We start from the raw sequence: 22,890 nt of genomic DNA, 5'->3' as shown, positions 1-22,890 counted from the left end.
TCAGGTTTTTTTATTTATAAATTATTCATCTCCACTGTAGTCAAGCCATTTAAAAGAAGCTTTATTTGTCGATGGTTGTCCAGATGAGGTGGCATACAACGCAAATAGGGAGCCAACAAAACCACCCGCCGTTTTGGTACTTAAAAATTTGCCATCAACTCCTTCTTTTAACGTTTTCCATTGCGTAGGTGCAGTTGCATAATAAAAATTGTACTTATCATTTTTGGCTTCAATTTTTAATTGAAGCTCCCCTATGTGTTTTTCAATGGCTAATTGACTCAGCAAGTCCATTGATTTGGTCTGCGGGCTTCCTTTATAAAGCTGCAATACCTCAAGTCCTTTGTCTACTGATTTGCAGAGGTAATAGAAATGATATTCATTCTGGAAGATGAGCATTCCTGCTTTTTCACTTTCGTTTTTTGGGCTAAAGTTCAATAAAGTGCTGGCTGTGCAAACCTGGTGTTGCTGGCGTTTTCCAATAAAGGCAGGATTTCCTGTACCCATGCAGGTTTCTGGCAATAGATTTAAAGTTAATCCATTACTTTTATCCAGCTTATACCAGCTGCTGTCTATGGTTCTTAAAAATAAAAGTGCAGGATCCAGGGACGATTTAAACTCAATCCTATAACTGAAATTCCCATTCTGCGGAGCTGTATTTTTTTGTTTTACTTCTTTAAATGGCATAGGATAACTGTACTGCAGTGCCTCGAAGTCGGGATTTATAACTGGCCATCCCTTTGTCCATTTTACTGGTGCAATAAATGTTTCTCTGCCTGTGTTGTAGAAGTCACCTTCATATGGTCTTACAGCTAAAAATAAGGCATAAGTTTTCCCATCCGGTCCTTCCACAAGTTCAGCATGACCAGCAGAAGTTATGGGGTTTTTACGGCTGGGATCTAAATTTCGCTGGGTTAGTATTGGGTTGTTTTCGTAGGGAACATATGGTCCTGTGGCTGATTTACTTCTAAAAATTACTTGCGAATGGTTTACGGATGTACCACCTTCTGCAGCACATAAATAATACCAGTCGGCTCTTTTGAAGATGTGTGGGCCTTCTATCCAAACAGGTTTTTTACTTAAGTCTACCCCACCATTTACCAACTGTTTTTCTTCGCCTTTAACTTTTAATGTTGTGAGGTCAAATTCATATGCCCTTATGGTGCGGTGTCCACTATATAGAGGCTTGTTATCTGGGGCGTCGCTGTTGTAAACAATGTATGCCGTGTTGGTGTCAAAAAACAAAGAGGGGTCAATTCCTTTTACCTGGGGCAGCCACACGGGATCACTCCAGGGACCAGCTGGATTTTTTGCGGTAACTACAAAATTGCCCTTGCGGTCAATCAGTGTACAGGTTACATAGTAAGTTCCGTTACGATAGTTGATGGAAGGTGCAAATAAGCCCCTGGTAACCGCATCGCCCAAAAAATTCATTTGTGTTGGCCGGTCTATAACGTTGCCAATCTGCTTCCAGTTTTTTAAGTCCTTACTATGGAAAACAGGAATGCCGGGAAAGTAGGAAAAGGTAGAGTTGACCAAATAGTAATCTGGGCCTACTTTGGTTACGCTCGGGTCTGGGTAGAACCCTGAAAGAACAGGATTTATAAATTTAGACTGTGCTGAAGTCTCAAATGTTAAGCAAATAAAAAATAGTAAAAAGCAGTTTCTCATGGTTGGAGATCATTTGGTTAGAAGCTGAAAGATAGAGAATCAAAATTAAAAATGCAACCGATTGCAATAACTATTATTTTTCCTATTTTAGTACTCTATTTTAATAGAAAACTGAGACCTAACCAAATAAGATCATGATAAAAAATTCTTTCCTTTTGTTCATCTTTCTGCTTTTTTCGGCAGCAAACTTATTCGCTCAACCCTATTTAAAAGTTCAGGGGAGTACCAGACAGCTTTACGTGGCAGACAAGCCCTATCTAATTTTGGCTGGTGAACTGGGAAACTCCAGTTCTTCTAATACAAATTACATGAAACCGATATGGGGCAAAGTAAAGAGCTTACACGCCAATACCATTTTGGCACCAGTTTACTGGGAACTGATAGAGCCGGAAGAAGGAAAATTCAATATGGATCTCGTTAATGATTTGATTGTAAATGCCAGGAAGAATGACATGAAGCTCATCTTTTTATGGTTTGGCGCCTGGAAAAATAGCATGTCTTGTTATGCGCCTTATTGGGTAAAAACAGATCAAAAAAGGTTTCCCCGGGCAACCGATAAAAATGGTATTGCACAAGATATATTGAGCCCGTTTTCTGAAAACAGTTTAAACTCGGATGTAAAGGCTTTTGAGGCGTTAATGAGTTTTATAAAAAAGGTGGACAGCAAAGAGCAGACGGTGTTGATGATTCAGGTAGAGAATGAAATAGGGATGTTACCGGAAGCCAGAGACCATAGTCCTCTGGCTGATGTTGCTTTCAAAAAGCCTGTACCCCCTGCTTTATTCGATTACCTCAAAAAGAACAGAACGGCCCTGATGCCTGAGTTTAATTCATTATGGGCAAAAAATGGATCCAAAACCGGGGGGACATGGGAAGAGGTATTTGGGAAAAGCCTGGCCACCGATGAAATTTTTATGGCCTGGTACTATGCTGATTTTATCAATAGGCTTGCGCAGGCAGGGAAGAGAAAATATAACTTACCCATGTATTTAAATGCTGCACTGAACTATAAAAGGGAAGCAAAACCTGGAGAGTACCCCAGTGCAGGACCGTTACCGCATTTAATGGATATTTGGAAGGCTGCGGCAAAAAGTATAGATATGTTATCCCCTGATTTTTATAATCCGGATTTTAAATATTGGAACGACCTCTATGTACGCGGAGGCAACACCTTATTTATTCCCGAGATTAGGTTTGAACAGGGTGTTGGAGCTAAGGCATTTTATGCCATTGGGCATTACGATTCCATGGGGTTTTCGCCTTTCTCCATTGAAAATGGCGATGAAAAAATGAATGCAGATATTTCTGGTGCTTATAAGCTTCTGGAGCAGTTGGCGCCAATTGTTCTTGAACACCAGGGTAAAGGAACAATTAACGGAGTGCTTTTCGATAAAACGAATACCAAACAAGAGCTTCGCTTAGGAGATTATATTTTTTCATTCTCCCACGATTTAAATTTGGGCTGGTCGGCCAAAGCTAAGGATGAGGTCTGGCCAATTACTGGCGGATTAATTATTCAACTTGCTGCCGATGAATTTATCATTGCCGGAACCGGTATTGTAGCCACTTTTAAGCCTTTAAAGGAAAAGTCCAGAGCTGGAATTGCCAGTATAGATGAAGGCGTTTTTGAAGAGGGAAAATGGATGCCAGGTTTAAGGATGAATGGCGACCAAAACCATCAGGGAAGACATTTGAGGATTCCTGAAGGAGATTATAGTATTCAAAAAATTAAACTTTATACCTATCAATAATGAAAATCTGGACATTAGCCGCTATTTTATTACTTAGTAACGCCATTAGCTTTGGACAAATAAAATTACCAAAACTGATCAGTAACGGAATGGTTTTACAGCGAAACGAAACCATTAAAATCTGGGGTTGGTCGGCACCAAACGAGCGGATTTCTTTAAAATTTAATAAAAAACAATACTTAAGTCAGGCTGATAGAAATGGCAGCTGGGTAATACAGCTTCCTCCTCAGAAAGCCGGCGGGCCATATGAAATGATTTTTCAAGCAAGCAATCAGCTTGTACTTAAAGATATTTTATTTGGAGATGTTTTTCTTTGCAGTGGTCAGTCTAATATGGAGTTGCCTATGGGGCGGTTAGCTGATCAATACCGGGATGTAATTGCCAGAAGTGAAAATACTAATATCAGACAGTTTTTGGTGCCAGATGAATATGATTTTAATGTACAACGAAAGGACCTTTCAAATGGTATCTGGCAGTCTGCAAACCCTCAATCGGTTTTAGAGTTCTCTGGGGTAGCGTACTTTTTTGCCTTAGAGATCAATAAAAAGTATCATATTCCGGTCGGGATTATTAATGCCGCATTGGGAGGCTCGCCTGCACAATCCTGGATGAGTGAAAATGCAGTTAAAAATTTTCCAGGTTATTATGCCGAACTTCAAAAGTTTAAGGACGATCGGGAAATAAAAAAGATTGACTCCACCGATCAGGCATTGTCCAGAGCCTGGTACAGAAATTTAAATACCAAAGACGAAGGCCTGAAAAAACATTGGAAAGCGGATGTAGATGATTTAGACTGGAAAGAAATGTCAGTTCCTGGCTATTGGGTAAACAGCACTTTGGGTAAAGCCAATGGTGTAGTTTGGTTTAAAAAGGATGTTAACGTTCCAAAATCCATGACCGGCAAACCTGTGAAATTGATTTTAGGAAGAATTGTGGATGCAGACTCTACATTTGTTAATGGTCAGTTTGTAGGTACAACCAGTTATCAATATCCTCCTCGAAGGTATCTCTTTAATCCAGGTATTTTAAAAGAAGGAAAAAATACAATTACAGTTAGGATCATTAACAATTCTGGAAATGGTGGTTTTGTAATGGACAAGGATTATCAGCTTATTGCGGATCGGGACACCATTGATTTAAAAGGGTCATGGAAATACATATTGGGCGCAAAAACGGAAGCTGCTCCATCGCCGACATTTGTAAGATGGAAACCTTCGGGCTTATACAATGCAATGATTGCCCCATTGAGGGATTATAAAATTAAAGCGGCGCTCTGGTATCAGGGAGAGGCGAATACGGGCAATTCAAAAGAATATTATGACCTGATGCAGGTGCTGGTTAAAGATTGGAGGACTACTTTCGGTATTGGTAAACTTCCTTTCATTTACGTTCAATTGCCTGGATTTATGGGCCTGAAGGCCATGCCTACGGAGAGTAGCTGGGCTGAACTGAGAGAACAACAGCGTAAACTGTTGGCACTTGAAAATACCGCCATGGCGGTAGCTATAGATTTAGGCGAATGGAATGACATTCATCCATTAAATAAACAAGATGTTGGGAAAAGAATAGCCTTACAAGCTGAATCTCTGGTTTACGGTGACCGTAAAATTGTGCCTACTGGTCCTTCGTTTAAATCGGTGACTTTAGATGGCAATAAATTAGTGTTGAGTTTTGCTGATGTAGGAAAAGGACTTGTAGCTAAAGGTGGTACTGAATTGAAATATTTTTCTGTTGCCGGTGCTGATAGAAAATTTGTATGGGCAAAAGCTGAAATTACCGGCAATAAAATTATGGTTTGGAATGCCGCCGTTCCAACACCTTTCTATGTTCGTTATGCCTGGGCAGATAATCCAGAAGGTGCCAATCTCTATAACGGTGAAGGGTTACCAGCCTCTCCGTTTGAGGCTGCGGTTAAATAAAATCTGCTGCAAAAAAAACGGGGGCAGCCAAAACTTTGGAAGCCCCCGTTTTCTTACTAAAAGAACATGGTTATTGACCTTTCAATCCCTTGGCAAAGCCAGAGAAGGCGGGTTTCTTTCCATAGGTAGCGTTAAATAACAATGGCGCATCATTCTGTGCCAGGCTAGTCGTTATCCAACTATCACTATCAGCAACTCCCCATACGGTGATTCCTCCGCGTTGCGCTTCCGGAACATATTTTAAATACGATTTAGCTACATAATTGTACATAGCTGCCTGGAGGTTTTGCAACGCAATTGATGCACCTACATTTCCAGTTTTGTTGGAAGGGTTTAGCCTGATGTCTAGCTCAGAAACCCTTACTTTTAATCCTGTTGCCGCCAGTTTTTGAAACATGTTGTCAATCTGGGTATATGATGTATTGATATTGCAATGCATCTGGGTTCCAACACCTGTTATACCCGTGTTGGCGGCTTTCAGTTCTTTAGCAAGTGTTACAAATGCATCTAACTTAGCTGTGCTTGCTTCCAGGTTATAGTCATTCATGTATAGGTCTGCTGTTGGATCTGAGGCCCTTGCATAGGTAAATGCTTTAGCGGCATAATCCCTGCCCAGATAGTTTTGCCAGACAAAAATGTCGGTTCTACCACTTGGTACTGGCGTATTCGTATTGTTTCTTAATTCTGCCGCATCACTAAATGGCTCATTAATAACATCCCAGGCCGTAATTTTCCCTACGTAGCGACTTACTACCTTTTGAATATGGTTTTTCATGGCGTTATCTACTATAGTAGCTAATGCTCCGCCACTTGGCGGTGCCACGATGGAAGCATCAGTTATGCTCACATCATCCAGATAAAGGGTATTTTGTGTTCCCCCTAAATCAAAAGCCAATTGCATTGCGGTTACGCCTACAGGTACCGCATAATCATATGACACCTTTGCGTAAGAAGTTGTAACCGGCTTACCACCCTGATAGTTTACTGAACCAGCAGTTGTGCCTGAGTAAGGCCTGATTTCAAATTGGACATTTTGCGCTGTTGCTCCTTTGATATAGTAAGAAATGGTATACGTTTTACCAGCGGTAACCGGAATCTGAGCTTTGGTAATCAGCTGGGTATTGTAGTTCTGTCCACCCGCAGGGACATTAACTTGCAGCGCTTTTGCACCCCCGTTAACATTCGTACCGGTACTTACAAATTGGCCAGCTCCGTTTAAGACCGACCATCCGTCTGCGGGTTCTGCTGTAGTTGCAACTGTTGTAGTTTCGAAACCGGGGTTAACTACCAAATTTGTAGGCCCAGAACCACTACCACCACCGCCAATTAAACTATTGTAGTAAGATGCTCTTTGTTGAGAATGCCAAACCAGGGTATGACCGAAGACCTTTATTCCCGCTGTTGTAGCCAGGTTTAAAAAATTGTCTGCTCTGGTAAAATCGTAAGTTCCGTCACTTTTAACAACTGCATCATTTTTGAGCTCGTTGCCAAAAGTAATCCAGCCCGCTTCTCTTTTAACAACTGACCAATAACTGTTATTTGTAGATGACAAGGGATATTCTGCAGCCATTCCTAATGGAAAAGACACTAAGGATTTTAAAACAGCTGTACTGTCCGTGAATTGCAGTTCTGCCAGACTATTAGCCCCGTTATAGATGTCTTTTTTGCAAGAACACATCCCTGCTGCTGTTAACAACAGCAAGCAAGATATAATTAGTTTATTTTTCATTTTAATCTTCTTAATCAATTTATCAATAATAACCAGGGTTTTGATACTTGTTTCTGTTTGGATCTCCAGTTGGATCTACTATACTGAATATCTGGTCTTGCGGTATTGGTCTTAAATTATGAAAGTCCTTGACGTTTGGTGCTCCATCTGGATTATGAGGAGTGCTTGTGCCTTGATTTAGCGTCTTAACTCTTTCTACTAGCTTTTTTCTAACAGCAAGATCCGGCCAGCGCACACTTTCTCCACATAGTTCTCTGCTTCGTTCATCTAGTATAAAATCAAGATTAATCTGCGCTAAAGTAATCGTCATCGCAGCCTTTCGTGTTGCGAGATCTGTTGCAGATATATTGGCACGAAAAGCTGCCCGCTCTCTTAATGTATTGATAAGAGGTACGGCATCAATTGGATGACCATCTTGCAAAGCTGCTTCAGCGGCTATGAGGTATACTTCTGATAGCTTAGCAACGATAAATGGCCTGCCTGAAGCATCTTGAAAGTTGTTGCGGACACTGTCATCATATTTTTTTAAATTTGGATATAACTGGTTGGTCTTATTCTGATTTGACCAAAATTCTGAGGGGCCTAAAATTTTATACTTTTTACCCGCATTTTTTAGTTGTGTAGCTCTGGCATCAGTTGGCGCTAAATAAATAGCTGTGTCCCCGATTGCAAAGCCTACAGTAGCTAATTTTGCTTTAAATGTTTCCAGGTCAGCTCCGGTACGCAATGTAGCTACACGCCACATCGTTCTGAAGCTGGCATCATAACGGCTATCGTTTAATTTATCAGCAAAAATATAGTTGACAAGAAACGAAGTTGGGGCCAATTGGCGTAATGGGCGTCCATACTGTAATGGTCTATCATCTATTAAAGAAACGCCACCTACGGTAGCTGCATTCTGGTAATTGCAATTAAACAAGTTATTGGCAATATTAGCCTTGTTTGCGAATTCCGTTCCCGGACTGGCAACTTCGTTATTCGCATTATTCAATGGCAAACGTTCTATTGAGAATAAAACCTCTCTATTATAATCATTTCCCTGCTTATGGATCTGGCTGTAGTCAGGAAGCAGATCTGTCCCGTACTTTGCTTTATTGTTAATTAACTCCATTGCCGTTTTGTAAGCATTATTAAAGTCGGATGATTCTTTGGCATCAGAATAGGCACGATACAAATACACTTTTGATAACAGATGTAATGCTGCGGACTGAGAAAGTTTGAAAGCTCCTGTGGGTCTAACAACAGGAAGGTTCTGACTCGCAAAAATCAAATCAGTGATCATCGCCTGGTAATCTTTTTTTAATACATCGCTAGTTGGTAGACGATTAAAACCAAAAAAAGCAACGTCTGTGAATACCAAGTCTCCGGAACCAAGGTCTAACGGTACGGCACCGAACTGCTCTACCAGTAAAAGGTAATAATGTGCCCGTAAGTACCTTGCTTCTGCCATGATGACATTCCTTGCCTGGTCGCCCATCGTTACATTAGGCGCAAATTGCAGAATGGCATTACAAAGGTTAATGTTTGAATAGTTCCTATTCCATGGAGTTAAGATTGAACCATTTGTAGGGGGAATTTGGTAGGTTCCCAACTCCAATGTCTGCCCGGAATTTCCCTGGTCACCAAAAGTGAATTCGTCTGTTCCCATATTTGCCAGCAAAACTGCTCCAATGGGTCCATAATCATAACGTAAGCCGGAATATGCAGAATTTATTGCAGATTGTATACCTTCCGCAGTCTTGAAATAGTCGGTAGTAAACACGGTATGTGGATTTTCCTCTAAAGCTTTTTTGCACCCTCCAAACATAATTAGTGCAGAAAATAATATGGCCTTAATAAAATATCTTGTTTTCATTTTCTTGAATTTAATTTGAACCATTAAAAAGTAACGTTTAATCCAGCCAAGAATGCTCTTGTTGGAGGGATGTTTGCGCCAATTGTAAGTGCTCTTGAAGTTATGTTTCCTGGATTCTGGACGCCTTGGTTGCCAGTTCCATTTGGCTCCGGATCTATACCGCCCGCTTTAACATAAGGGGAGTAAAGGATGAAAGGATTTTGCGCTGCTACATAGATTTTAAATTTCTGCGCGCCTAATTTCTTTGCTAAATCACTGCTAAAAGAATAGCCTAGGTTAATGCTTCTTACTTTAATAAAACTTGCGTCAAAGTAACCCAATGTGGTACCGGCATCACTAGTTAAAGGCGAGCTAATCAGTCCGCCCGCTACATTTGGAGATGGAAAGGAGTTTGTAGGATTTGTAGGTGTCCAATAGTCAACTGCGATCTGATTTCTACGTCCATCATTTATAGTCAGGTAGCCTGCTAAAGGTTGATGAACCTGACTAACTAGCGTTCCTCCAAAACGCGCATAAAGAACAAATGAGAAATCGAAACCTTTGAAGCTAAAACGGTTGGTCATTCCGCCTTGTATATCTGCCTGCCCACTTCCTATAACATATTTATCATCCACGGTTAATTTACCATCGCCATTGTGATCCTCTAACTTTAGCTGTCCTGGCACGAAACCATATTTTGCAGCTTCTGCTGCTTCGTCAGTTTGCCAGATACCTAACTTTTTATAATCATAAAGAGCAGATAAAGGCTGACCTATAAATAGCTGAGCATTTACTATTTGTGTTACATTTCCATATAAAGCATCAACCTTATTTCTATTAAAAGAAAAGTTTAAGTCTGTGCTCCAGGAAAAGCCATTTTCAGATTTTATATTTATGCTTGATAATGCAACTTCCAGACCTTTATTGCTTACATTTCCAGCGTTGGTTAGATAAGGCTCACTAACACCGGCAGTGGGAGGTAAAGGGATGTCGAATAAGAGTTTGTCAGTTTTTGCGGTATACCAATCAATACTACCGGTAATTCTATTGCTCAATATGCCAAAATCCAGACCAACATTTGTAGTTTTAGTATATTCCCAATCCAAATTCGGGTCAACTATTTTTGAAACATAATATCCTGTTTGTGAAGAATTTCCGTAATTGTAGCGAACCCCGTTAGATGTTACGCCGCCCAAGGTACTATAGGCTGGCACTGCCTGACTGGCGGTAATACCGTAACCTGCACGTAGCTTTAGGTTGGAAAAAGTTTTTAAGTTTTTCATAAACTCTTCGTCGGTAATACTCCAGCCTAACGAAATTGCAGGATATTGTTTCCATTTATTTCCTACTCCAAGACGGGAAGAACCATCGCTTCTGCCGGTTAAGGTAATCATGTATTTATCGTCGTATACATAATTTGCCCTTAGCATGGCAGCGATTAATGTAGAGGATACTTCACTTCCGCCTAAAACTGCGGTAGGGCCAACAGATGAAAGCCCCAAGTTATAAAATTGGACAAAGTCTGAAGTGATTGAGTCTTTCGTTATTGAAGTACTGTGAAATTGTTGTTTCTCAATTCCAAATAGTCCAGTTACGGATATTCTATGTTTCTCTGCAATGGTCTTTTCATAGGTAAGTAAATTATCTAGGGCATATTTTGTGCCGGTTCCATTGGTTACAGTAGCTGTGTTACCCAAACCAGGTCTAAAATAGCTGTCGGCTCCCCTAAACTGGCCCCCTTCTTCCTGATTGAAGTCTAAACCCACATTTAACCTGTATTTTAACCCGTCATAAATTTCCACTTCGCCAAATAAACTATTAAATGTCCTGAAACGACGTACCCGGTCTACCCATTGATTTTCGTTTGTTTTCAACAGCAGTGGATTGTATGTAGTATTTAAATCATCAAGATTACCCGCTGGTTTTTTGTTGATAGAGCCGTCGGGATTAAGAGGAGATGACAAAGGGCTTAAAGACAATAAAGGGAAAACATTAAGCCCAAATTGTGCACCATTGTTAATACTATAATTGGTAATGTTATTAAATCCGACTTTAATTCGCTTCCCTATTTTAAAATCACCAGTTGCCTTAAAAGAACCACGGCTAAAATCTTGACTGGGTAATACAGAGGTTTGCTTAAAATAACCCCCTCCGAATGAAAATTGACTCTGATCGCTTCCTCCGGATACCGTTATATTATTGTCGGTCATATAGCCGTTTTTATACAATAAATCTTGCCAGTCGGTATTTCTTCCTGAAGCAATACCTTGCTTTTCATCGGCCAAATAATCTTGATTGTAAATAGAGTAGTCTCTTAAAGCCCTGTATTGATCTGCATTGTAAACGTCATATTTTCTGGTAATTTCACTAAAACCATAGTAGCTATTGAGTGATACTCTGGTATCACCGGCAATTCCTCTTTTACTGGTAACTAAGATAACGCCATTTGCTCCTCTTGATCCATAAATCGCGGTGGCAGATGCATCTTTCAAGACATCAATAGTAGCTATATCATCAGGATTTATGTCGTTTAGTCCTCCGCCGTTATCGCTAAATGGGATTCCGTCGAGTACTACCAAAGGGTCGTTTAAGCCATATATTGACCTTTCTCCGCGAATCCTAATTCTAGAATTAGATCCCGGCCTTGTACCTGTAGATTGAACCTCAACACCTGCCAATCTTCCTTGTAAAGCTTGTTGAATATTTGCTACAGGGACATCTTTAATTGCCGAGCCGCTTAAGGAAACAATAGCACCCGTTACATCTTTCCGCTTTTGAGTTCCAAAGCCGATTACAACGACCTCATTAAGGTTCTTAGCATCGGGACTCAGTACTATATTATATAGTGTGGTACCACTTTTAATCTCAATTTCCTGGGATGGATAACCGATGAAGGAAATGATCAGGGTTTTTTCATTCTGCGGGGCAGAGATGGTAAAGTTACCGGCATTGTCGGTTACCGTAGCTTTTCCGGAAATTTTAAGCTTAATACCGGCGCCCGGCAAAGGCATGCCTTTTTCATCCAGTACCTTTCCTTTTAGGATGCTTTGGGCAAAAAGCAAGCTAGGTGCGAGGCCTAAAAGAAGTATCAATAGCGATACACTTCTTAAACAAAATTTTTGTTTGAGTTTTTTCATAAGGGTTTAATTTAATTTACAGTCTACCTGACAGCTTGCTAAATTAACCGCAGCCTATCTTCCTGACACTTAAGGGGGGAAGGCATGCGATATATTTGGTTATGATAAAAGTAGAATAAAAAAATATTAAATGCAACCGATTGCATAAAATATTTTTATTTATTTTTGAAATATGCTTCTCAGTACATTATAAGCCTTATTATTGTAGAATATCGATTGCACTTCTTTAAATACGTTTAATATGAACATGATTCAAACCATGCGCTGGTATGGACCCAATGATATCGTAAGTCTTCAGGACATAAAGCAGGCAGGCTGCTCTGGAGTTGTAACCGCACTTCACCAAATTCCAGTTGGAGAAGTTTGGACTCTCGACAAAATTCTGGTTAGAAAGGCGGAAGTTGAAAAATACAATATGAAATGGGAAGTGGTAGAAAGTTTACCCGTTCATGAAGACATCAAAAAGCGAAATGGAAACTACGCCTTATATATAGATAACTATAAAACCAGCCTGATTAATCTCGCAAAGTGTGGCATTTATGTTGTGACTTATAATTTTATGCCCGTGCTGGATTGGATGCGGACCGATTTAATGTTTAAAACAGATACAGGAGCCTTGGCTTTACGTTTTGAAAAAGCTGCCTTTATCGCATTTGATCTTTTTATGCTTAAAAGACCTGATGCAGAGAAGGATTATAGCGATGTGGAAATCTCCAAAGCAAGAAAACTCTTTGCTACACTAAGCGGAACTGCTAAGGAGAAGCTACTAAGCTCTTGCTTACAGGCCCTACCAGGTAGCACAACACATTTTACTACAGAAATGGTGTTGGCCTTACTTGAAGGCTATAAAGAGATAACGCCAGAAGTACTAAGGGCTAATCTGATTCTTTTTTTATCTGAAATTACCCCGACTGCAGATGCTTATGCTATACAGCTGGCTATTCACCCAGATGATCCCCCTTATCCTATTTTGGGTCTCCCCAGGATTATGAGTACTGAGACCGATGTACAAGCGATATTTGACGCTGTTCCTGCCAAGTCTAACGGACTTTGTTTTTGTAGTGGTTCTTTTGGTGCAAGACCAGACAATGACCTTCCCGGGATGCTTCAAAGGTTGGGGTCCAAAGTTTATTTTCTCCACTTGCGTAGTACTAAACGTGACGAAGAAGGTAATTTTTATGAGGCCAACCATTTGGAAGGCGACGCCAATATGTACGAAGTGGTGAAGGAGGTAGTTGCCTTGATGAAGAATGAGCAGAGGTCTATACCTATGCGGCCTGACCATGGACATCAGATGCTGGATGACCTCTCGAAAAATCCATATCCGGGTTATTCCGCAATTGGCAGGTTAAAAGGTTTAGCAGAACTTCGGGGATTGGAAATGGGGATTAGAAATAGCCTTTTTAGACTTTAATGATGATCTTCTTTTTGTACATGAACCAAAGGATAATCAAAAAGAACAATACAAAAACGATTGCCCAGGCTAAAGAAGCATTTAGGGGAGAGAAGTAAGGTTCAAAGAAAGACTGGTATAGCCAGGTATGGAAGCCAGTCTTGCCGCCATCAGGGGTGTTCATTTGAATAAGGTTCAGTGTTCGCGGAAGCATAGCTGAGGCAACGAATACGAAAATTGCGTTAACGCCATAAACCACAAATGCGGTAGTAAAACTCTGGTATTTTTGGACATCAATCATCCAATAACACAAAGAAAGAATAAGTGTGGCGATACCTCCTGCATATAAAACGTAAGAGCTTGTCCATAACGCCTTGTTGATTGGGAACTGAAGTCCCCAGGTTAACCCAAGAAAAACCGACAGCGTGCCAATAGAAAATAACCATGCAATTTTGGTTGCAGGCTCAACATCCCTGCGTTTCAAATAAATTCCGACCAATACGCCGAATAAACCAGTAGCTATGGCTGGAATTGTTCCCAAAATACCTTCAGGATCCCATGTTTTGGAGCTTTTCCATAAATGGGCTTCTGAAAGCAGCGTGCGGTCTAACCAGGCACCTAAGTTGGTTTCCTTTTCTAAATTTGGAAAACCCGTTCCCGGAACGGGAACAAAAGTTAGGAGCGCCCAATAGATAAGCAGACAAGCTAACATCATGCTCAAAATACTTTTGGGTGTGCCTTTGATGAAGATGACCGAGCAGATGAAAAATACGACTGCAATACGTTGTAAAACCCCGGGAATTCTTACTGTTTTAAGGGCTTCTATTGGATCTGTAAATAATTCTAAGCTTAATATTTTTCCATATAGTGCTAAGAATAAGCCAAGGCCAAACAAAATTAAGGCGCGTTTAAGCGCCTTAATGATGAGATGGCTATGTTGTGAAGGATCTTTCTTCTTACTGCCCATTGCGTAAGCAATAGATACACCGACAATAAATAAAAAAGAAGGGAATACAAGGTCTGTTGGTGTGCAGCCGTTCCAGCTGGCATGCTCAAGTGGTGCATAAATGTTGCCCCAGTCGCCCGGGTTATTCACCAATACCATACCTGCTACCGTAGCTCCCCTAAAAAAGTCGAGAGACAATAAACGTGTGCGTTTCTTTGTTGTCAGACCTTGCTGCATTTTGCTAAAATTTAAACCTTACAAAGGCTTCCATGGCTTCGTAGTCTGCCAGTCCCAGGTCGTCATACGATTTTGCTGTTTCCCTGTTCCTGTCTTCTGCTCTTTTATAGAATTCTCTGGCATCATCACCAGGGAAAACAGCACGGTCTTTTTGCGACTGGTGTTTAAAGATGGCAAATTTCTTTTTCTCTACTTCCTGTGGGCTCAATGGGACTGCCATTTCAATTTCGTGGGTTTCAAATTCTTTCCATGCACCGCGGTACATCCATACCCAGCAATCCTTAACCCAGCTTTCTGTCTTAGAAAGTCGTTGTAATGCTTCAATGATGATGTTAAAACACACCAGGTGGGTACCATGTGGATCTTCAAAATCTCCAGCAGCAAAAACCTGCTCTGGTTTAATTTTTTGCAGCAGTTCCATGGTTAATTCAACATCAGTGTTGGTAACCGGATTTTTCTGGCTCTTTCCGCTTTCATAAAATGGAAGTTCCATGAAGTGGATGTGGTCATCTTCCAAACCGCAAAAACGTGCGCCGGCAATAGCTTCACCTTTTCTGATTAATCCTTTTACCGTTTGAATTTCTGGTGTGTCTACCTGATTTGGTTGTTTTTTCTCAATAAATGTACGCATGTTCTGGTACATTGTTTTGAGCTCGGGCTTGTCTATGCCCATTTTATCAGCAAAGTCAATGCTAAACTCCATAAAGCGAAGCGCATCATCATCCCATACTGCGGTATTTCCAGATACCTGATAAGCTACATGCACATCGTGCTGCTGGTCTACCAGACGGATAAAAGTGCCCCCCATAGAAATTACGTCATCATCAGGATGAGGTGAGAAGATGATGACACGTTTTTTAGCAGGCTCGGCACGTTCCGGACGTTGTGAATCGTCTGCGTTCGGTTTGCCTCCAGGCCAGCCGGTTATGGTGTGTTGAAGTTTGTTAAAAATATGGATGTTGATGTTGTATACCGGGCCTTTTTCCAGCGCCAGTTGTGCCATCCCGTTGTTGTTGAAGTCATCTTCAGTCAATTTAAGCACCGGTTTTTTCAGGGTATTGGCCAGCCAAATCACCGCTTTTCTGCTTAGTACCTCATCCCAGATACAATCTTTAACTAACCACGGGGTGTCAAATCTGGTTAAAAGAGAAGCTGCATCTTTATCTAAAATGAATTCTACATTTTCAGACAGTTGCAGATAAGTAGCCGGTACTTCGCTTGAAATTTCACCTTCTACCGCTTTTTTAAGGATAGAGGCCTTTTTCTGGCTCCAGGCCATCAGGATAATTTCCCTGGCTTTGAAGATAGTTCCGATACCCATGGTAATTGCTTTTGTAGGTACAAAAGATTTACCACCGAAATCCCTTGCCGCATCACGACGGGTAAGGTCATCCAGGGTTACCAAACGGGTGCCGGAGTTAGGCGCCGATCCCGGCTCGTTAAAACCAATATGTCCGGTACGTCCTATACCCAGAATCTGAATATCGAGACCGCCAAGGTCACCTATTTTCTTTTCGTAGGCAAGGCAGAATGCTGGAATTTCTTCCAGACTTAATGTTCCGTCAGGGATATTGACATTGCTTTTGTCAATATCAATGTGGTCAAATAGATTGTCGTTCATGAATGATACATAACTCTGCGCAGCATCTGGCTGCATAGGGTAATACTCATCCAGGTTAAAGGTGATTACATTTTTAAAACTTAGTCCTTCTTCTTTATGAAGACGAACAAGTTCAGCATAAACAGAAATTGGTGTAGCTCCTGTTGCTAGCCCCAAAACAGCATTTTCATTTTTAGCTTGTTTTTGTTTAATGAGGTTTGCGATGCGATTTGCCACATTTAGTGAGGCCGCCCCCGGTGTTTCGAATACAGAAACGGGCAGTTTTTCAAAGCGCGTTTCTTCCAAAAGATTTAATCTTGCCATTTAGTTTTCTTAAAGGTTGGTACGGAGCAGTAAATATAGGGACTCTGTAGACTTTAACAAACTTAATCGGCAAATAGAGAGAAATGGGCGTAAAGCGTTGACAAACCTAAGTTGCCTTAGGATTACATAGCGGGTATTTTAATATTCCCCAGATACTGGCTGTTAGAAATTTCTTTTCTATCGTCGGATATAAAAGCGATGTAAGTTTCAAAATTCCTTTCCTTCGAGAACCGTTTAAGCTCCAAAAGTTGTTGTCCGTCACTTCTTCTGGCACCGCTTGGCAGAAAATAAGCAGAATCCTGACTTGTATAAGCCAATACAATTACCTGGTCCCGTTTCCTGTTGTATTCAAGTTTGTCGTCAATGTCCCAGCTAAACAGCAGGCCTTTTTCAGAAACTTCAACTTTAGGGTTAAGCGCTTCCATTAAATCACCTTGTGCAATACGAACTTTAGAAAAATCGATGCTGATATTTGGATATTCTCCCTGTGTAGCATTTTTTTTCAGGTAGGAAGTAGCGGCATTGTAAGCGTAATCTTTTTGTGTAAATTTCAAAGATTTAAAAGTTACGTCAATTAGTCCTTTAATTGGTCTAAGAAGTTTGGCTGTCAAACTTGTTCGCATTCTGTTGGCGAGCTGTGCATCAGTAGGTGGATGGTTGTTTTTTCCAATAGTACGAACAACATTTACGTCATTTAACATGTAAGAAACAGTGTTGGCAATCTTGCCTGAGGTTTCTCCTAAAATTCCATTTTTTAATATCCCCATATTTTAATTTTTTTAGTAAGTGTGCAATATACTAAGTATACCAGAGACTTATACTAGCCAAAGCCTCATGTAACAAGGATTTGACAAAGGTATGAAAGGGGGTTGGTAAGCATAATAGGTATACTAACCCCTTGTCAACCCCTTACCAACCCCTTGCCAACCCCTTGTTAGTTCAGGTTCTGTTTAAGTTGAAAACAATTAATGGTTTTTAGACGGAAAAGATTTTGGAGGCCAGTTTGGAGCAGGTAAAGATAAGCTTTGTTTGGATTTCCGGTACACCCAGAAATTTAAATACTTATCCTGCTTTGAACTCTGTTTTTTATTTGTAAATATTATTTGTACATTTGCGCTGTAATATAGGGAAAGAGGGGGCAGATGTCCCCTCTTTTCTGTTTACCGAAATTTGTTATGCAGGTAGAAAAGAGAGTTAAAGAACTGGTTGAAGAAAAGATTGCAGACAGGCCAGAGTTGTTTTTAGTGGAGGTTAAGATGCTTCCTAATAACAAGCTAATCATTCATGTAGATGGCGATCAGGGCATAAACATCCAGGATTGTGCAGACATCAGCCGGCATGTTGGATTTCATCTGGAAGAAGAGAACGTAGTTGCTGTAGCTTATAACCTGGAGGTTTCTTCTCCTGGAGTAGGCGAGCCGCTAAAACTAAAACGCCAGTATGAAAAGAATATTGGCCGGGATTTGAGTGTGAAACTGGATGGTGGTGATAAAAAAGAAGGTGAATTGCTTTCAGTAACCGAGAATGGAATCCTGATTGCAGAAAAAGTGAAAGAAAAAGGTAAAAAGGCACAACTGGTAGAAACAGGGATTGACTTTAGTAAGATAACAGAAACAAAGGTTTTAATTTCATTTAAATAAAAATGAGCAATATTAATTTAATCGATTCATTTCAGGAATTCAAAGAATTCAAGAATATCGACCGCCCTACAGTGATTAGTGTGCTGGAAGAGGTATTTCGCAGTATGTTGCGGAAAAAATATGGTACCGATGAGAATTGTGACGTCATTGTAAACCCAGACAATGGGGATTTGGAGATCTGGCGTACCAGAAAGGTGATGGAGGATGGTTTTTCAGAAGATGATGATCTTGAGATTGAACTTGCGGAAGTGCAGAAGATTGATCCGGATATGGAAGTTGGTGACGACTATATAGAACAGATCACACTGGAGAGCTTTGGCCGTAGGGCAATTCTTGCTGCCCGTCAGACTTTAGTGTCTAAAGTATTAGAACTGGAGAAAGACGAGATCTTTAAAAAATATAAAGACCGCGTGGGTGAAATGGTTACTGGTGAAGTTTACCAGGTTTGGAAAAAAGAAACTTTAGTACTGGATGATGAAGGTAATGAGTTGATGATGCCTAAATCAGAACAAATCCCGGCAGATTTCTTTAAAAAAGGAGATACTGTTCGTGCGGTAATTTCTAAAGTAGACATGGTAAATGCGACACCGAAAATTATCATTTCCAGAATTGCACCAGAATTTTTACAACGTTTGTTTGAAATTGAAGTTCCGGAGATTTTCGACGGTTTAATTACCATCAAGAAAATTGTACGTGAACCAGGCGAACGTGCCAAGGTTGCCGTTGAATCTTATGATGACAGGATCGATCCGGTAGGTGCCTGCGTTGGTATGAAAGGTTCAAGGATTCATGGTATTGTACGTGAGTTGAAAAATGAAAACATTGACGTAATTAACTTTACTCAAAATGTTTCCTTATATATCACCAGGGCTTTAAGTCCGGCAAAAATTACGTCCATTAAACTGGATGACGAAACTAAACATGCTGCTGTTTACCTTAAACCAGACCAGGTTTCCCTGGCGATTGGACGTGGTGGACACAACATCAAACTGGCTGGTAAATTGACTGGCTATGAAATTGATGTATACCGCGAAGCGGGTGAAGAAGATGAGGATGTAGATATTGAAGAATTCTCAGATGAAATTGACAGCTGGATTATTGATGAACTGAAAGCGATTGGCTGTGATACAGCGAAAAGTGTTTTGGGATTGTCAATTGATGAGCTGGTAAAACGTACTGACCTCGAAGAGGAGACAATTAAAGAAGTTGTAAGTATTTTAAAATCGGAATTTGAATAAATACATTCTTGAATTAAGCTAGTCTGAACGTTTTCTTAAAGGAAATGTTCAGGCATGCTAGTGAAAAACAAGAATAAACGTTACTTTTGTATAAAGAATTAGAAAATAATAGGATATCAATGTCAGACGACAAACCAATAATTTTATTTAAAGCAGTTAAGGAACTTAACGTCGGGATAGCTACGGCCGTTGAGTTTCTGGGTAAGAAAGGCTTTTCTGTTGAAAATAAACCCACTACTAAACTCTCCAGAGATATGTATGATGCATTATTGAAAGAGTTTCAGGGCGATAAGATCGTAAAAGAAGAAGCCAATCAAATTGTTATAGGTAAAATTCGTCGTGATGAGCCTGAAGTTACCGAGAGGGTTGCAGAGGCGCCAAAAAGAGACGTTGAATTTGAAAATGAGGGGGTTTTAATTAAGAACCTGAATGCTTACACACCTCCGGTTTCTACACCGAAAGTTGAAACTCCTGTGGTTAAGGCAGAGCCTGTGGCTCCTGCTCCAGCACCTGAAGTTGAGCCAAATAAGGCTCCTGAACCTGTTGCAACACCAGTTGTGCCTGCTGCAGTTTCAACTGAAAAAACTTCAGAAGAAAGCGGATTGCCTGGTGTGAAAATAGTTGGTAAGATTGATCTTAGCAATTTGAATTCAAAAACCCGTCCGGTTAAAAAAGAAGATGCTCCTGTAGAACAGGCTAAAATAGAAACTCCAGTAGTTGCTCCTGAAGCGCCAAAACCAAATCCGGTGGCGGAAGTTAAGGAAGTTGAAAAGACTGTAGCTCCTGTAGTGGAACCACAGTCTAAATTAGAAGTTAACGTGGAAGAAAAAGCCACCGCCCCTGCTGCACCAGTTGCAAATGAAACGCCAGTTGCAGAACCTGAACAGCCGAAAGTTGAAAAACCTGAAGAGGTTGAGGTGATTAAAGCACGTTCGGTGAAATTGTCTGGTCCAAATATCATTGGTAAAATTGTTTTACCTGTGGCACATGACCGCAAATCTCAACCTATAGCCTCTTCTGCCGACAGCAATGACGCGAAGAGAAAACGCAAGCGTAAAAAAACGCCGGGAGAACAAGGACAAGGTGGACAAGGACAAAACCATGGTCAGCAACAAGGACAAAGACCGCAAGGTCAGGGTACTGGTGCGCAACCCAATGCAGCTAAACCTGCTACGCCACCTACTTTTACCAACCGTCCGGATTTTAGAAACAATACGAACAATACAGCCAACAGGCCTAATTTTAGAAATGCTAAACCTGGAGCACCAGGCAGTGGCGGTTCTAAAGAGGAGCCTACGGAAAAAGAAATACAGGACCAGATCAAAGCTACGCTTGCACGTTTAAGCGGCGCAGGTAAATCTGGTAAGTTTGCACAGCGTGCTAAATTACGCCGTGGAAAACGTGATGATGTTGCATTGTCTGCGGAAGAAGCTGCAATGGATCTTGAAGCACAATCAAAAGTTTTAAAGGTTACGGAATTTGTAACGGCAAACGAACTGGCTACCATGATGGATGTACCTGTTACCAAAATTATTGGTACCTGTATGAGCCTTGGTATGTTTGTATCCATTAACCAACGTCTGGATGCAGAAACCCTGACTATTGTTGCCGATGAATTTGGTTACGAAATTCAATTCGTTAAACCGGATGATGAAAGCGACAGCATTATAGAAGAGGTAGATGCAGAAGAGGATTTGGTATCAAGAGCTCCTGTTGTAACCATCATGGGGCACGTAGATCATGGTAAAACATCTTTGCTGGATTATATCCGTAAAGCAAATGTTGTGGCTGGTGAGGCTGGTGGTATTACCCAGCACATTGGTGCTTATATGGTAACCACGTCAACAGGTAAAAAGGTTACTTTCCTGGATACGCCGGGTCACGAGGCTTTTACGGCCATGCGTGCACGTGGTGCCAAGGTAGCCGATATTGCCATTATCGTGGTTGCGGCGGATGATGCGGTGATGCCTCAAACTAAGGAAGCAATCAGTCATGCGCAGGCTGCTGGTGTTCCATTGGTATTTGCCTTCACTAAAATTGATAAACCAGGGGCTAATTCGGATAAGATCCGCGAGCAGCTTTCCATCATGAACATTCTTGTTGAGGACTGGGGCGGTAGCTTCCAATCGCAGGAAATTTCAGGTAAAAGCGGTCTGAACGTAGATTTGTTATTAGAGAAAGTTTTACTGGAAGCAGAATTGCTGGATTTAAAAGCCAATCCGGACAAACGTGCTACAGGTAGTGTAATTGAAGCAACATTGGATAAAGGACGTGGTATTGTAACTACAGTTCTTGTACAAGGCGGTACGCTTAAAGTTGGAGATCCAATTTTAGCAGGAAGCTATAGCGGTCGTGTTAAAGCATTGTTTAACGAACGTGGTCAAAAAGTTGATAAAGCAGGTCCATCGGTACCGGTACAGGTATTGGGTATGCAAGGCGCACCTACTGCAGGTGACAGATTCAACGCCATGGAAAGTGAAGTTGAAGCCAGAGAGATTGCCAACAAACGTTTACAATTGATGCGTGAACAGGGTCTGAGAACTCAGAAACACATTACTTTGGATGAGATTGGCCGTCGTTTGGCTATTGGTAACTTTAAAGAGCTGAACCTGATTGTTAAGGGTGATGTGGATGGTTCAATTGAAGCACTATCTGACTCCTTACTTAAACTTTCTACTCCTGAAATCCAGATCAACATTATTGGTAAAGCAGTGGGTCAGATCTCAGAGTCTGATGTATTACTTGCTTCGGCCTCAGATGCGATCATCATTGGTTTCCAGGTACGTCCTTCGCCGGGTGCCAGAAAGCTTGCTGAAGCGGAGCAAATTGACATTCGTTTGTATTCCATCATTTATGATGCAATCAACGAGATCAAAGCTGCGATGGAAGGTATGCTTGCGCCAGAGTTTGAAGAGAAAATCACGGCTAACGTGGAAATCAGGGATACCTTTAAAATCACCAAGGTGGGTACAATTGCCGGCTGTATGGTGTTAGATGGTACAATTACCCGTAATAGCAAAATCCGTATCGTAAGAGATGGTGTGGTTGTTTATACAGGTGAACTGGCTTCATTGAAACGTTATAAAGATGATGTGAAAGAAGTATCCAGAGGTTATGAATGCGGATTGAACATTCACAATTTCAATAACATTGAAGTTGGTGATATCGTTGAAGCATACGAACAAGTGGAAGTGAAAAGAAAACTGTAAAAGTTTAACATATTTATTGAAGCGCGATAGACTACGGTTTATCGCGCTTTTTTTATGTGTATAATATTATTGAGCCGCATTTGATATTTATATACAACCTCATATTCATTCTGCATGCCGTTTGTGATTCACAAATACATATATAACGATATGATTTATTTCATGGAATGGGTTAATAATGCTATGGTGCTGCCGATACATATACAGTCCTGCTGTTTTAAATACATATAATTTTAAACCGGCACAAAGCACTATACAGGGAACT

13 protein-coding genes are annotated in these 22,890 nt (G+C 40.8%); 6 read left to right on the top strand and 7 right to left on the bottom strand.

The features are described from left to right. Positions 1–21: 21 nt before the first annotated feature. The gene (locus LPB86_RS02690; protein WP_230641003.1) at positions 22–1,668 is read right to left on the bottom strand and encodes a glycoside hydrolase family 43 protein; all 1,647 of its coding nucleotides are present in this window, start codon (positions 1,666–1,668) and stop codon (positions 22–24) included. 134 nt (positions 1,669–1,802) lie between these two features. Here LPB86_RS02690 and LPB86_RS02685 point away from each other — a divergent pair, with 134 nt between their 5' ends. Both LPB86_RS02685 and LPB86_RS02680 read left to right on the top strand, forming a co-directional pair. After that, on the top strand, positions 1,803–3,419 hold the full coding sequence (locus tag LPB86_RS02685) for a DUF5597 domain-containing protein (protein ID WP_230641002.1): 1,617 nt from the start codon (positions 1,803–1,805) through the stop codon (positions 3,417–3,419). Then, positions 3,419–5,338, top strand: coding sequence for a sialate O-acetylesterase (locus tag LPB86_RS02680; RefSeq protein ID WP_230641001.1), 1,920 nt, complete (start codon positions 3,419–3,421; stop codon positions 5,336–5,338). The genes LPB86_RS02685 and LPB86_RS02680 overlap by 1 nt, the downstream gene beginning before the upstream one ends. Before the next feature lie 70 nt (positions 5,339–5,408). Here LPB86_RS02680 and LPB86_RS02675 read toward each other — a convergent pair whose 3' ends face one another. The 3 genes from LPB86_RS02675 to LPB86_RS02665 are packed head-to-tail and all read right to left on the bottom strand — an operon-like array spanning position 5,409 to position 12,038. Beyond that, positions 5,409–7,067, bottom strand: coding sequence for an endo-1,4-beta-xylanase (locus LPB86_RS02675; RefSeq protein WP_230641000.1), 1,659 nt, complete (start codon positions 7,065–7,067; stop codon positions 5,409–5,411). A gap of 22 nt (positions 7,068–7,089) precedes the next feature. Beyond that, a complete protein-coding gene (locus LPB86_RS02670) occupies positions 7,090–8,922 on the bottom strand; it encodes a RagB/SusD family nutrient uptake outer membrane protein (RefSeq protein ID WP_230640999.1) in 1,833 nt (610 codons plus the stop codon). Between the two features lie 23 nt (positions 8,923–8,945). Continuing rightward, positions 8,946–12,038, bottom strand: coding sequence for a TonB-dependent receptor (locus tag LPB86_RS02665; protein WP_230640998.1), 3,093 nt, complete (start codon positions 12,036–12,038; stop codon positions 8,946–8,948). Positions 12,039–12,279: 241 nt separating this feature from the next. On the opposite strand from LPB86_RS02665, the gene uxuA reads away from it, so the two are divergent. Continuing rightward, on the top strand, positions 12,280–13,452 hold the full coding sequence (uxuA, locus tag LPB86_RS02660) for a mannonate dehydratase (protein WP_230640997.1): 1,173 nt from the start codon (positions 12,280–12,282) through the stop codon (positions 13,450–13,452). Here the strand turns inward: uxuA and LPB86_RS02655 are convergent. The 3 genes from LPB86_RS02655 to LPB86_RS02645 all read right to left on the bottom strand — a co-directional run bounded on the left by LPB86_RS02655 (position 13,442) and on the right by LPB86_RS02645 (position 17,305). Then, on the bottom strand, positions 13,442–14,614 hold the full coding sequence (locus tag LPB86_RS02655) for an acyltransferase family protein (RefSeq protein WP_230640996.1): 1,173 nt from the start codon (positions 14,612–14,614) through the stop codon (positions 13,442–13,444). The two genes, uxuA and LPB86_RS02655, sit on opposite strands and share 11 nt — an antisense overlap. A gap of 4 nt (positions 14,615–14,618) precedes the next feature. Next, the gene (gene nagB, locus LPB86_RS02650; RefSeq protein ID WP_230640995.1) at positions 14,619–16,538 is read right to left on the bottom strand and encodes a glucosamine-6-phosphate deaminase; all 1,920 of its coding nucleotides are present in this window, start codon (positions 16,536–16,538) and stop codon (positions 14,619–14,621) included. 122 nt (positions 16,539–16,660) lie between these two features. Beyond that, complete coding sequence (locus LPB86_RS02645; protein ID WP_230640994.1) at positions 16,661–17,305, bottom strand: DUF6266 family protein; 645 nt, start codon at positions 17,303–17,305, stop codon at positions 16,661–16,663. 408 nt (positions 17,306–17,713) lie between these two features. On the opposite strand from LPB86_RS02645, the gene rimP reads away from it, so the two are divergent. The 3 genes from rimP to infB all read left to right on the top strand — a co-directional run bounded on the left by rimP (position 17,714) and on the right by infB (position 22,625). Continuing rightward, positions 17,714–18,178 carry a ribosome assembly cofactor RimP gene (gene rimP / locus LPB86_RS02640; RefSeq protein ID WP_230640993.1) on the top strand — a complete coding sequence of 155 codons (465 nt, stop codon included), beginning with the start codon at positions 17,714–17,716 and terminating at the stop codon, positions 18,176–18,178. 2 nt (positions 18,179–18,180) lie between these two features. Further along, positions 18,181–19,416, top strand: coding sequence for a transcription termination factor NusA (nusA, locus tag LPB86_RS02635; protein WP_230640992.1), 1,236 nt, complete (start codon positions 18,181–18,183; stop codon positions 19,414–19,416). A 119-nt stretch (positions 19,417–19,535) separates the two neighbouring features. Then, a complete protein-coding gene (gene infB, locus LPB86_RS02630; RefSeq protein WP_230640991.1) occupies positions 19,536–22,625 on the top strand; it encodes a translation initiation factor IF-2 in 3,090 nt (1,029 codons plus the stop codon). The last annotated feature ends 265 nt before the right edge of the window (positions 22,626–22,890 follow it).

The sequence above is a fragment of the Pedobacter sp. MC2016-14 genome, from assembly GCF_020991475.1.
Classification (GTDB): Bacteria; Bacteroidota; Bacteroidia; order Sphingobacteriales; family Sphingobacteriaceae; genus Pedobacter.
This window is presented reverse-complemented; position numbering and strand designations above follow the sequence as displayed.